This is a genomic window from Microbacter margulisiae, assembly GCF_014192515.1.
GTDB lineage: Bacteria > Bacteroidota > Bacteroidia > Bacteroidales > Paludibacteraceae > Microbacter > Microbacter margulisiae.
Genome location: NZ_JACHYB010000002.1, coordinates 787,309 through 799,590, shown reverse-complemented (window position 1 = coordinate 799,590; position 12,282 = coordinate 787,309). Strand labels below are relative to the sequence as shown.

The 12,282-nt window shown below is 39.7% G+C and carries 13 protein-coding genes; 4 read left to right on the top strand and 9 right to left on the bottom strand.

Translation table 11 applies throughout. The features are described from left to right. Positions 1-78: 78 nt before the first annotated feature. The 4 genes from FHX64_RS12390 to FHX64_RS12375 are packed head-to-tail and all read left to right on the top strand — an operon-like array spanning position 79 to position 3,577. Positions 79-1,344, top strand: coding sequence for a sigma-54 interaction domain-containing protein (locus FHX64_RS12390; RefSeq protein ID WP_183414142.1), 1,266 nt, complete (start codon positions 79-81; stop codon positions 1,342-1,344). Positions 1,345-1,388: 44 nt separating this feature from the next. After that, complete coding sequence (locus FHX64_RS12385) at positions 1,389-1,967, top strand: TIGR00730 family Rossman fold protein (RefSeq protein WP_183414141.1); 579 nt, start codon at positions 1,389-1,391, stop codon at positions 1,965-1,967. Between the two features lies 1 nt (position 1,968). Beyond that, complete coding sequence (locus tag FHX64_RS12380) at positions 1,969-2,811, top strand: DUF4271 domain-containing protein (RefSeq protein WP_183414140.1); 843 nt, start codon at positions 1,969-1,971, stop codon at positions 2,809-2,811. Positions 2,812-2,818: 7 nt separating this feature from the next. Then, the gene (locus tag FHX64_RS12375; protein WP_183414139.1) at positions 2,819-3,577 is read left to right on the top strand and encodes a uroporphyrinogen-III synthase; all 759 of its coding nucleotides are present in this window, start codon (positions 2,819-2,821) and stop codon (positions 3,575-3,577) included. A 111-nt stretch (positions 3,578-3,688) separates the two neighbouring features. Here the strand turns inward: FHX64_RS12375 and FHX64_RS12370 are convergent, their stop codons facing one another. The 9 genes from FHX64_RS12370 to FHX64_RS12330 form a co-directional block, all read right to left on the bottom strand. Beyond that, complete coding sequence (locus FHX64_RS12370) at positions 3,689-4,636, bottom strand: ISAon1 family transposase (protein WP_425487970.1); 948 nt, start codon at positions 4,634-4,636, stop codon at positions 3,689-3,691. A gap of 10 nt (positions 4,637-4,646) precedes the next feature. Next, the gene (locus FHX64_RS12365; protein ID WP_183411864.1) at positions 4,647-5,036 is read right to left on the bottom strand and encodes an ISAon1 family transposase N-terminal region protein; all 390 of its coding nucleotides are present in this window, start codon (positions 5,034-5,036) and stop codon (positions 4,647-4,649) included. 54 nt (positions 5,037-5,090) lie between these two features. Further along, a complete protein-coding gene (gene mazG / locus FHX64_RS12360; RefSeq protein ID WP_183414138.1) occupies positions 5,091-5,879 on the bottom strand; it encodes a nucleoside triphosphate pyrophosphohydrolase in 789 nt (262 codons plus the stop codon). Between the two features lie 19 nt (positions 5,880-5,898). Further along, positions 5,899-6,429: a manganese efflux pump MntP gene (locus tag FHX64_RS12355; RefSeq protein WP_183414137.1), complete on the bottom strand. Its 531-nt coding sequence runs from the start codon at positions 6,427-6,429 to the stop codon at positions 5,899-5,901. Between the two features lie 68 nt (positions 6,430-6,497). Continuing rightward, positions 6,498-8,030: an alpha-isopropylmalate synthase regulatory domain-containing protein gene (locus FHX64_RS12350; RefSeq protein WP_425487969.1), complete on the bottom strand. Its 1,533-nt coding sequence runs from the start codon at positions 8,028-8,030 to the stop codon at positions 6,498-6,500. Between the two features lie 180 nt (positions 8,031-8,210). Continuing rightward, a complete protein-coding gene (gene fabG, locus FHX64_RS12345) occupies positions 8,211-8,957 on the bottom strand; it encodes a 3-oxoacyl-[acyl-carrier-protein] reductase (RefSeq protein WP_183414136.1) in 747 nt (248 codons plus the stop codon). A gap of 86 nt (positions 8,958-9,043) precedes the next feature. Further along, on the bottom strand, positions 9,044-10,129 hold the full coding sequence (gene prfA, locus FHX64_RS12340) for a peptide chain release factor 1 (RefSeq protein ID WP_183414135.1): 1,086 nt from the start codon (positions 10,127-10,129) through the stop codon (positions 9,044-9,046). A 53-nt stretch (positions 10,130-10,182) separates the two neighbouring features. Beyond that, entirely contained in the window at positions 10,183-11,622 is a 1,440-nt protein-coding gene (locus FHX64_RS12335) for a glycosyltransferase family 39 protein (RefSeq protein ID WP_183414134.1), read from the bottom strand. Positions 11,623-11,677: 55 nt separating this feature from the next. Further along, on the bottom strand, positions 11,678-12,280 hold the full coding sequence (locus tag FHX64_RS12330; protein ID WP_183414133.1) for a flavin reductase family protein: 603 nt from the start codon (positions 12,278-12,280) through the stop codon (positions 11,678-11,680). Positions 12,281-12,282 lie beyond the last annotated feature (2 nt).

The following is a 12,282-nucleotide window of genomic DNA, read 5'->3' as shown; positions in this document are numbered from 1 at the left end:
AAAAAGATGTAATTTTGTCATGTTAAGACAATGCGTCAGGATTTTTCTTTCAATGTTATTTGAGCCAATAAAATGAGTATGCAACTATCGGAATTACAAGCTGTAAAACAACGTTTTGGAATCATTGGCAATTCTCCGCTACTCAATCGTGCTATTGATATTGCAGTTCAAGTATCAGCTACCGATTTATCTGTTTTGATTACGGGTGAGAGTGGTGTCGGGAAAGAGAACTTTCCTCAGATTATTCATCAATTCAGTCATCGGAAACATGGTCCGTATATAGCAGTTAACTGTGGAGCGATTCCTGAAGGAACGATTGATTCTGAACTTTTTGGTCATGAAAAAGGTTCATTTACAGGTGCTTTAGGCGATCGGAAAGGCTATTTTGAAGTGGCTGATGGTGGTACTATTTTTTTGGATGAAGTGGGTGAATTGCCTCATTCGACGCAAGTGCGTTTGTTACGAGTACTTGAAGCCGGAGAATTTATGAAGGTAGGATCTTCTAAAGTTCAGAAGACCAATGTACGAGTGGTTGCCGCTACCAATATGAATATGCAGGAAGCTACCCGGGAAGGGAAGTTTCGCGAAGATTTATTTTATCGTTTGAATACTGTTCCTATTTTTATTCCTCCACTTCGGGAGCGTAAAGAAGATATCTTGCTTTTATTCCGAAAATTTGCTGTGGATTTTGCTGAAAAATATAGAATGCCAGCTATCCGTCTTACCGATGATGCACAACAATCGCTGGTTAATTATTATTGGAGAGGCAATATACGGCAGTTGAAAAATATTACCGAACAAATTTCGGTTATTGAACAGAACCGAGAAATAACAGGAGACGTACTTCGTATTTATCTTCCTGATAATGAAATGGAAAAATTACCTTCCTTGTTAGGCCATGCTTCCAACGATCAGAGAATGTTTGCTAATGAGCGGGAGATTCTGTATCAGGTTTTGTTCGATATGCGCAAGGATATGAACGACTTGAAAGCTTTGGTACATGAACTAATGGCAGGAGAGAAGGTGAATGTTTCTCCATCAATGAGCACTGATGAATTTGAGTTGATCCGTCCGCAACACATTTCTTCTTTGAAAACTAAGGATACATTTATGTCTTCTAAATATACTCCTGCTATGGAGTCTGAAGATAAGGAGGGTCATATTGAAGACACACAGGAAATTGTGGAAGAATCCCGATCTTTGCAGGCTATAGAAAAAGAGATGATTATAAAATCGCTAGAACGTAATCAGGGGAAAAGAAAACTGGCTGCAAAGGAACTGGGCATTTCTGAGCGAACGTTGTACCGGAAAATTAATGAATACGGATTGGATAAATTAGGCTGAGTCCTGATTTGTATTATTGATTAGAAACATCAAACAGTATTTTAGTGAAAACAGTTTCTGTATATTGTGCCTCAAGTAGCAAAGCCTTGCCGAGTTATTATGAAGCGGCAGCCAAGGCAGGAGAGTGTTTTGCGAAAGCAAAAATCCGGGTTGTCTTTGGTGGTGGTAAAGCTGGATTGATGGGAGCTATGGCTGATGGCTTATTGCAGAACGGAGGGCATGCAACAGGTGTGATTCCTCGTTTTATGTGCGATGAGGGATGGCATCATGATGGATTGACTGAATTGAAAATCGTTGAAACTATGCATGAACGAAAGGCATTGATGGCTGCGATGGCAGATGCCGTTGTTGCAATGCCCGGAGGCATCGGTACTTTTGACGAGCTTTTTGAAATTATTACATGGAAGCAGCTGGGATTATTCAATAAACCGATTGTTATTTTGAATACCAATAACTATTTCCGCTATTTTCTTCAACTTATACAACATGCTGAATCAGAAAAATTTATTCGAAACGAACATCGCCAAATCTGGCAAGTGGTAGAAACCCCCGAGGAGGTATTACCTGCTATTGAGAATGCTATGATTTGGCCTGATGATGCACGCCAATTTGCTGCTGTTTAATATGAGTTATACTACTCCTGATACAACTTCCTTTTATATTTCGCAAAGAATAGCTCCTATGGATACCTTATGGGGACGGTATGGGACGAATATTTATTTGCGTACTCAATCGACATGTCCGGTAATAATTCAGCAAACCGGATTTGAAGGCATCAATATTCATTCCGGCTTGTTTTCCTACAACGTTTCGTCGGGTATTTTTTTATTAATAGGTGTGATATATGCCTATCTGATACCACGTGCTACCAAAATTTTTAAAGATGGTGCCCGTGCAGTGTTTCAGAAAAAAATGGGCAGGAGTTCTTTGTTCGAGGAAGAATTAGGAGCGATCGAATTCAGGTATCGGCTTGTTTTGTTGTTTTTAGGGGTTCTGGGATTTACCACTTTCTTATATCCTTTCGCCGCATCGTTTTTTCCTCATGCTGATATTGTGTTAGGATTCGTAATATTAGCAGTCACTTTCATTGGCGTGTTGCTGTTTTTTGGCATAAAATGGTTGTCATTCCGACTGCTGGAATTCGTATTTTTTGCTTCAGATAGACGGGCTTTGCAGTTTCGGAGCGCTTATTTCTCCATGTTGGTTGGTTTAGGTTTTTGTATCCTACCTTTAATGACAGCAGAAAGTTTTGTTTCCATAGGCTTATCGGGAATATTTAATACTATTATATTGATTTTGTGCGGAATATTTTTCTTTTTGATTTTATATAAAATAGTCCAACTTTTTTGGAATTGGCATGATTCAATTTTCTATATTTTATTGTACCTTTGCACACTTGAAATTTTGCCAGTTTTAGTGAGCTTGCAAATGCTTAAACAATTGAGTTTTGTCTTACAAATAAAGTGATTACGTTTTGAAGGTAAAGAAAATTCTGGTTTCACAACCACCGCCAACATCTGAAAAGTCTCCATATTTTGACATTATTGAGAAATATGGAGTGAAGATTGATTTCCGTCCTTTTATAAAGGTAGAACCGGTAACGGCGAAAGAGTTTAGACAACAAAAAGTTGCTATTTTAGATCATACTGCTGTTGTGTTTACGTCAAAGACCGGCATAGATCATTTCTTCCGTATTTGTCAGGAAATGAGGATTACTGTTTCAGAATCCATGAAATATTTTTGTGTTTCTGAATCTGTTGCTCTTTATTTGCAAAAGTATATTCAGTACAGGAAGAGAAAAGTATTTTATGGGGCGACAGGTAAATTGGCTGACTTGTTTTCTATCATTTCCAAACATTTAGAAGAATCTTATCTGGTAGTGCTTTCCGATGTTCATAATGAGGAGATTCTTCTTTTATTGGAAAAGAATAAAGTTCAGTTCCATGTCGGTATTATGTATCGGACTGTGAGCAATGAATTTTCTCAGGATGAGGAATTTAATTATGATTTGTTGATTTTCTTCAGTCCCCAGGGAGTCGCTTCTCTATTGAAAAACTTTCCAAATTTCGAGCAGGGAGAGATCAAGATTGCCACTTTTGGAGCGACAACTGCGCAAGCTATTCGAGATGCTGGGTTGCAACTTGAAATAGAAGCTCCCCGTCCCGAAGCACCTTCGATGACTGCAGCGTTGGAGTTGTTCTTAAAGGAAAACCACAAGAACAACAAAAAATAGTTTTTTTAATTAACGTAAAAAGCCTACTTTTCATTTTTAGAGAGGTAGGCTTTTTACGTTATATACAATCGTGTTTTAAAGGATCAATCGGGAAAGTTGTGTTTTTGTTGATTAAGCATAAATTTTTGTTAGTCTGAAAAGGAAAAAATTCACATCTCTCACGCCTCTGAAAGATGCCCTAAAAGCTTTGATTTTGGCATTGAATGATTCTGCAGAAGCATTTGTACTTCTGTGATTAAAATAATTCAGGATCGTCAAATAATGTGATTGAATGGTTCTGGTGATGCTTCCAAATGACAAAATACCTGAGTTATCAACCCTATCATACCACTGTGCCAGTTTAGCAAAAGCTACTCCTTTGTCTTTTGTTTGATGGTAAATAGCCCCCAATTGCAAGGAAAAATGATATGCTTTCTTTAGGTCAGGATACAGTTCAAAAAGAATTTCAGCTCTTGTTTTCTGAGAATATGTCCATGCTGTGGGTTTCTTAAACAACAAATATCTGCTACGCGCCAGTAGTTGCTTGAGAGTGTCTCCGTTTGCCAGAACCGGTGGATTGTATTTCCTTCCGCAGGCTTTCGCTAATGCCATATCGATCGTTTCCCTGTCCAGTGCATTCCAACGATGTTTAATTCTGAGCTCCTGAACGGCATCATAAGCCAACTGTTGAACATGAAACCTGTCGGTCACTCTACTGGCTTGGGGAAAGCAAATTTTGATCACGTATTCCATATTGGCTGCCATATCCATGGTAACTTCCCGGACTTTCCACCTGACACGCTTTGGCAGCTTGTTGAGAACCGCGACAATATCCTCTGCCTTAGTTCCCCGAACCATAGCCACAATGGTTCCTTTACCTCCTTTTGCCGCTTTGTTGGTAACAAGAGTATATAGTTCTCCGTTAGACAAGCTAGTTTCATCTATACTTAAGAAACGGTCTACATTATCCGGATAAAGCAGCCATTGGTGAGCATGAGATTTTTGATCCCACTGATGATAATCACTCAGATAGTCCTTGTATTGCTCTTGCAACTGCTTTCCATCCAGATAATAATGCACTGCAAGGGATTTAGCACTTATGGGATGAATATCCAGGTAATTCTTTTAAAAAAGCCGCGAATTCCTGTGTAAATCGCGTTCCTTTTGCCGTAAGTTCCCAATTTCGGCTAACCACTTGGTTTGTATTGGCATTCAACCACCTTCGACACTTAATCTTCAAATCAAATACCTTTCCTCGTATTGGAAAATCATGTATGGTTTGTTCCTGATGAAAGCCATGACAACGAAGAGGTTCTCCTGCATACTCTGAAGGAATATCAGGCTTTTCTTCAAGATAAACCGCATAACCTATCCCAATGTTCCTAACTGATTTTATTTCAAAATACTCCAGGATCCCTTCTGGCAATATTAACTCCAACAACTGATGTTCCGCTGACTTTAATTCTGTCTCTTTTTCCATGAAACAAAATTATCATTTTTTATCCTCTAACACAACTTTTCCGATTGATCCGTTTTAAAGACCTTTGGTCTTTGCTTCGTTCCAGATAATATTCATTTGCTCTAAAGTCAGATGTTTTAGGTCAATGCCTTTCTGAATGGTTTGTTCTTCCAAATAATTGAAGCGCTGAATAAATTTGGTGTTAGTTCTCTCTAATGCATTGTCAGGATTAATGTTGTATAAACGGGCAGCGTTAATGATGCTGAATAGGAAATCTCCAAATTCGGCTTCGCTTTTTTCTGCATCTGCCTGTGCAATTTCTGTTTGCAATTCTCCAAGTTCTTCAGCCACTTTCTCCCAAACATCTTCCCGTTGTTTCCAGTCAAACCCTACCCCGCGAGCCTTGTCTTGTAAACGATAGGCTTTGATTAAGGAAGGCATAGATTTGGGAATTCCTGCTAAAACAGTTTTATTTCCTCCTTTTTCTTTTAATTTCAGCTTTTCCCAATTCTCTTTTACATCATTGGATGTTTCTGCCTGTGTCTCTCCAAAAATATGAGGGTGACGGTAAATAAGTTTTTCGTTGAGCCCATCAATGATTTGGTCGAGTGTAAAGTCATTTGTCTCACTCCCTATCTTGGCGTAAAAGACGATATGTAAAAGTAAATCTCCAATCTCTTTTTTGAGTTCTTTCGTATTGTTTTTTGTGATGGCGTCCGCCAGTTCGTATGTTTCTTCTATTGTTAACGTACGTAGACTTTCGAGTGTTTGTTCTCTGTCCCATGGACATTTTTCCCGAAGTTCGTCCATGATAAGTAACAATCGCTCGAATGATTTTAAAGCAGCATCAATATTTGTGTTCATTGTGTTGAATATTAATAAATTAATGGATTGACAAATGCTCAATGACAATCTTTATGCCAATCCCGATAAGTAAGAGGCCCCCGACTATCTCAGCATAGTTCTGAAAATGATTTCCTATTTTCCTCCCTACAAAAATGCCCAGCAAAGCAAAAGCGAGTGTAGTCAAAGTGATAATGAAAACTGGCAACCAAATCGTTTGATGAAGCGCTGCAAATGTGAATCCTACGGCAAAAGCATCAATACTGGTTGCGATACCTAACGTGAAAAGAAATTTATAGGAATTAAGCCGGAGTGATTTCTTTTTATGTGGATGATGATATTCGATGATGCCATCATACACCATCTTGCCTCCTATCCAGGTCAGCAGGCCGAATGCAATCCAATGGTCAATATGTGACAAAAGATCGGCAACATGTTCTCCAAGAAACCATCCTAAAACAGGCATCCCGCCTTGCATAACAGCTAAAACCAATGCAAAGCGTAGAATTGTTCCTATTTTTAAAGGCTGCTTGCTACATCCTGCTGCGACTGATACTGACACAGTATCCATGCAAAGACCGATTGCAATGATAAATATAGTAAAAGAATTCACGTCTATTTTTCAATCGAATCCCTTTCTTACATAGTTTCGATGAGATTCAGCATTTTAATAGTTGCTTTGATAGCGGCTTCAGTTTGATCCGGATCTAATGCTCTTGTTTTGAATGTCCTGTCATTAAATTTCCATGTGATTACAGTCTGTACAAATGCGTCAGTACTTCCACCTGGAGGAATCGTGACTTCGTAATCAATGAGGATTGGATGCGGTTTCTTTAAGCTATCATAGATTTGCCAGAGTGCTTTCATAAATGCATCGTATTGACCATCGCCAACGGCAGTCCGTTGATATACAACTCCTTTAATGTCTATTTTAATCGTTGCAACGGGTTTTAATCCCTGTGCAACGGATAAGGAATAATTTAGGACACGAATATTTTCGTCTACTTCCTCACTATGTAATAAATCGGAGATAATATAAGGCAGGTCTTCCATAGAGACTAATTCTTTTTTATCTCCTAATTCAATAATATGCTGAGTCAAGAGCTTCATGGAAGCGTCATCCAGTTCAATCCCCAGGCTTTCCAGATTTTTCCGGATATTGGCTTTCCCTGAAGTTTTTCCTAAAGCGTAAGAACGTTCACGTCCAAAGCGTTCAGGCAATAAGTCATTATAATATAGATTGTTTTTATTATCACCATCAGCATGAATACCGGCACATTGTGTGAAGACATTTTCTCCGATGATGGGTTTGTTGGCCGGAATACGAATTCCGGAATAACTTTCCACGATTTTACTAACGTGGGCAATGCGATCTTCTTTTGTGCGCAGCTTGGCATGTAAGTGGTCGGTTAGGACTGCCATTACGCTTGATAGCGGCGTATTACCTGCCCGTTCACCAAGTCCGTTGACAGTGGCGTGTATGCCATGGACTCCCACCATTACTGCAGCAAATGAATTCGCCACAGCAAAATCATAATCATTGTGCGCATGGAAATCAAAATGTGCTGAAGGATAGCGATCAATCATGTCTTTGCAATAAATTCCCGTTTGATAAGGATTTAAAATGCCTAATGTGTCGGGTAGCATAAAGCGCATGATGGGTAGCTGGAGAAGATGATCCATCATAAAATATACGTAATCGGGAGAATGTTGAATCCCGTTGGACCAGTCCTCTAAATAAACGTTTACCTGAATGTTATTTTGTTCAGCATAATGGATAACTTGTTTAATATCAGCGATATGCTCTTCGGGGGTACGATGTAATTGTGCGGTGACGTGTTTCAGGGATCCTTTGCACAGCAGATTAAGTACCGCAGCTTTGGTTTCTTTCATCCAATCTACCGTGATCGTTCCGTCTACGAATCCTAAAACTTCGATTCTCGACAAATAGCCTCTTGCTTTTCCCCAGTTGATGATGCGGGCTACTGCTTCCTGTTCTCCTTTGGAAACACGGGCAGATGCGATTTCGATACGATCTACTTGTACTTCTTCCAGTAAGAGACGGGCAATGCTCAGCTTTTCGTTGACAGCAAACGATACGCCGGATGTTTGTTCTCCATCGCGTAGCGTAGTGTCCATAATTTCGATGGTCGGCTGCATGTTTATGTTCATCTTTCCTGAATTTTAACTTTTTTCGAAATGTGTATCCACCGGCATGTGTGATAAGGAATTACAGAAACATCGCTCAAAAATCATTCTTTTTTATTGAATGATTTATCTTGAAGCTAAAAGAAGCGCAGCCACTATTCAGCAACTGCGTTTCTTCGTTTTATAGCATTGGTTTGTTGTCAATTAAGTGTTCATTCCACCACAAACGTGGATTACCTGTCCTGATACATAAGATGACAGATCGGAAGCCAGAAAAAGCGATACCTTGGCAACTTCGTCAGGAGTTCCGCCACGTTTTAATGGAATAACTTCCGTCCATTTTGCACGTTGTTCGTCTGTAAGTGCATGTGTCATTTCCGTTTCAATAAATCCAGGAGCAATGGCGTTTGCACGAATATTACGTGAACCAAATTCTTTGGCAATTGACTTTGCTAATCCAATCATACCGGCTTTTGAGGCAGAATAATTTGCTTGACCTGCATTTCCGGAAACACCAACAACGGAACTCATATTGATAATGCTGCCCTTTTTTTGGCGAACCATTGTAGGAATAACGGCATGTGTAAAATTAAAGGCTGATTTCAGATTGACATTGATTACCATGTCCCATTGTTGTTCGGTCATACGCATCATCAATCCATCGCGTGTGATGCCGGCATTATTGACCAAAATATCAATCTGTCCGAATTCTTTGACAATCTCAGCCACTACTGTATGTGTATCGTCAAAATTTGCCGCGTTTGAAGCATACATTTTGGCTTTTACGCCAAATGCGGTTAGTTCATTTTCGGTAGCTTTGGCTATGTCGTCATATGCCAAATCAGTAAATGCGATATTTGCTCCTTCTTCAGCAAATCGTAATGCAATTGCCTTTCCTATTCCTCTTGCAGCTCCTGTGATAAGCGCTACTTTTCCTGCTAAAAGTTTCATTGTCGGTTTAGTTAGATTTTGAAAATTAGATATGATACAAAGATAATGAATTTTGTGACGTTTGTGTAAGTGCTTTCAATCTCCCTTTATAATTGGGCTTCTTTAATGCGTTCTGCATTCTCTGCAACAATTAATTTGTCGATGATGGGCTGTAAATCGCCATCCATGATGTTCGGTAAGTTATAAAGCGTAAGATCAATCCGGTGGTCGGTGACACGGCTTTGGGGATAATTATACGTACGGATTTTTGCCGAACGATCTCCTGTGGAAACCATCGTTTTACGCTTGGATGCTATTTCGTCCAGGTATTTCTGATATTCCATGTTATAAATTCGGCTTCGCAGTTCCACCATAGCTTTAGCCTTGTTCTTTAACTGTGATTTTTCATCCTGGCACTGCACGGTTATTCCTGTAGGAATATGTACCAGACGAATAGCGGAATAGGTAGTGTTCACAGATTGTCCTCCGTGTCCCGAAGCACAAAAAATATCTACCCGAATGTCTGATTCTTTGATATCAACGTCAAATTCATCTGCTTCCGGCAGTACAGCAATAGTTGCTGCCGAAGTATGTACTCTTCCTTGTGTTTCAGTTGCTGGTACGCGTTGGACACGATGGACTCCAGATTCGTATTTTAGAATGCCGTAAACTCCTTCACCCGAAATTTCCATTACAATTTCCTTAAATCCACCGGCTGTTCCTTCATTGAAATTGGTAACCTGAATTTTCCATCCTTTGTTTTCACAGTATTTAGTGTACATTCTGTATAGGTCGCCTGCAAAAATCGAAGCTTCATCGCCGCCTGTTCCTGCCCTAATCTCCATGATAGCATTTTTTGCATCCTGAGGATCATTGGGTACCAGCATAAGTTTGATCTGTTCTTCCAGAACAGGCAATTTCTCCTGGATTTGTTCGATTTCTTCTTTGGCCAGATCACGCATTTCAGGGTCGCCTTCCGTTTCAAGGATGGTTTTTGCCTCTTGCAAATGTTCTAAAAGTTGTTGATATTCTTTCTGGGCATTTACAATTTGTTCCAATTCATGATATTCTTTGTTGAGTTTCACGAATCGCTGCATGTCTGCAATGACACTCGGATCTGTGATTAATGTGGAAACTTCTTCAAAGCGTTGTGATAATCCTTCTAATCGTGTTAAAATTGTATTATTGTCCATGTCGTATCTTTTACAAACTACAAAGGTACGATTTTTTAAGTGGACAACCTACATCAGGCAATACCGCGCCCGGCGAGCTTAAACCAGTTCCATCCAATCACTAGGAAAACGATAAACGCCAAAAACGGGATAAACCATTTTCGCTCCTTTTTCCCGGTTTGGGTCATGCCATATGCTGCCATGGCTAAAAGGAAAGGAACTGCTGGTAAATGAAATCGCTCGGACATGGCAAAAGCACTTTTGGCGATAATGAGCAGATAGGTAACAAAGAAAGTAATGATAAAAAGGTGTTCTCTCCATTGTTTCCTTCGTATTAGCAAAAAGAGGGCAAGCAGAACAAAAAAACTATACACATTGCGGTCGAAATATCCACCGGAAAACATCATCTGATTTTTTTGTTCATCGTTTGCTAACGTGAAGGTTGGGAATGGAAGTGTGATGATCATCGGGGCAAAAAGCGCCATGGTGCCGTAACGGGCAAATGAATTGCCCCCTTTTTCAATAGCTCTGTATTTCATGCTGGTAGCTTGGTCAGCATTCCTATATTCGTATAATTCATGAATTTCATTCGACATTCTGGCAGAAAGAAAAACGCTTAGAGCCGCAACTACCCAAACTCCTATGATAATTCTTTTTCCCCATTTCTTGATGTTTTGTCCTTTTGAAAAAACCAGTGCAGTCATTAAAGCAAAAATAGCAGTAATCCCAAGTGCAGTACGAAACAGGAAGAATACCAGAGTAAGTACGATGGTAAGAATAAATGCTTTAGGTTTTAGTTTTTCTCCCCGGATTAGTTGGTCTGCATTTTCAGCAAAAGCTACTACAAAGAAAATCATCATTGTTTCTTTAAGATGAATACCAACGTAAAAGAAAAAGTTTGGGAGCAGCATAAACATGATGCCTGCGAGTCTTCCGGCAGACTCTCCAAAATTGCGGGTTGTCAACCGGTAAAGTAAAACAGCCGTCCAGGCGCTGAAAATAGCATGGATTAATCTTTGAACCAGTAAAGACGGGCCAACAGTCAGGTCAAGGAATGATAGCCACAAAGGAAATCCCATATCGGATACATCCATTCCTTTATTGGCAAAAATGGCAAGAAATTGTCCATTTCTGATCATATCAGCAAATGCCATTCCATGTGTCACGTATCCATGTGAATCAGCTGCCGCAAATTCAAAGGGTTGCCCGCTCATCCAGATATAGAAGAAATACGCAAATACAACCCATATGGCATGTAGAACCAAAGAGTTGATAAATAGGCGTTTTTCAAAGCGTTTTACACTGCTTGACCGCCAACGTTTGGAAAGGATTTGTGTGAAATAGAAAAAGCCAACTGCTTCGATGATAGCAAATATCATCCACTGAAATGGCAATAACCGATTATAAAACAATAAGTTTGTCCCTACGAGAGCCAGAAAAAAAGCGGCAATGGCTTTTGAACTGAAATATTTTGGCAGATAAAGATTTTCTTGTAAGGGATAGTTGTTTTCCATAGGTTATACAGCGTCAATAGACCGGAGCCGATCAGGCAAAATGGCTAAGTCCGGCTCATTTGTCTTTATGTTTGGTAGCGTTACTCTTTTTTTGGACGCTCCAACCAAACTTCCCGATCTCTTCTCCTAATTTGTAATAATGACCGTGTGAATAGGTAATAAGATGTGCCTCATTCATTTTAAATTGCCCGGTTAATTCATCAATAAATCGCGCATCGGCCTGAATATTGACCACTTCAGCGATAAACATGTCATGTGAGCCTAAAGGCATGATCTCTTTTACCCGACATTCAATACTCATTGGGGCTTCCTGAATGATGGGAGCCTTGATTTGTTTTGATACACCTGGTGTCAGATGCATTTCTGCAAATTTTTTATAATGTTTTCCAGACCGGACACCACACCAATCCGTTGCAAATGCCATATCTTCATTGGTCAGATTGATAACAAACTCTCGGTTTTTTACGAGAATAGGATAAGAATGTCGTTGTGGACGTACTGAAATATAACACATGGGAGGATCGGTACAAATGGTGCCAACCCAACTTACAGTTAAAATATTATATTCCTCTTCATCTGCCCCGCAACTGATTAAAACAGCAGGCAAAGGATAAATCATTGTTCCCGGCTTCCAATCAATTCTATCTGGTTTATCCATGT

What these genes read in the sequence shown, in the direction of transcription:
- FHX64_RS12390 (WP_183414142.1), top strand. Translation starts at nt 79, where the DNA reads ATGCAACTATCGGAATTACAAGCTGTAAAACAACGTTTTGGAATCATT.
- FHX64_RS12380 (WP_183414140.1), top strand. Translation starts at nt 1,969, where the DNA reads ATGAGTTATACTACTCCTGATACAACTTCCTTTTATATTTCGCAAAGA.
- FHX64_RS12365 (WP_183411864.1), bottom strand. Translation starts at nt 5,036, where the DNA reads ATGGAAAAAGAGACAGAATTAAAGTCAGCGGAACATCAGTTGTTGGAG.
- mazG (WP_183414138.1), bottom strand. Translation starts at nt 5,879, where the DNA reads ATGAACACAAATATTGATGCTGCTTTAAAATCATTCGAGCGATTGTTA.
- FHX64_RS12355 (WP_183414137.1), bottom strand. Translation starts at nt 6,429, where the DNA reads ATGGATACTGTGTCAGTATCAGTCGCAGCAGGATGTAGCAAGCAGCCT.
- FHX64_RS12350 (WP_425487969.1), bottom strand. Translation starts at nt 8,030, where the DNA reads ATGAACATAAACATGCAGCCGACCATCGAAATTATGGACACTACGCTA.
- fabG (WP_183414136.1), bottom strand. Translation starts at nt 8,957, where the DNA reads ATGAAACTTTTAGCAGGAAAAGTAGCGCTTATCACAGGAGCTGCAAGA.
- prfA (WP_183414135.1), bottom strand. Translation starts at nt 10,129, where the DNA reads ATGGACAATAATACAATTTTAACACGATTAGAAGGATTATCACAACGC.
- FHX64_RS12335 (WP_183414134.1), bottom strand. Translation starts at nt 11,622, where the DNA reads ATGGAAAACAACTATCCCTTACAAGAAAATCTTTATCTGCCAAAATAT.
- FHX64_RS12330 (WP_183414133.1), bottom strand. Translation starts at nt 12,280, where the DNA reads ATGGATAAACCAGATAGAATTGATTGGAAGCCGGGAACAATGATTTAT.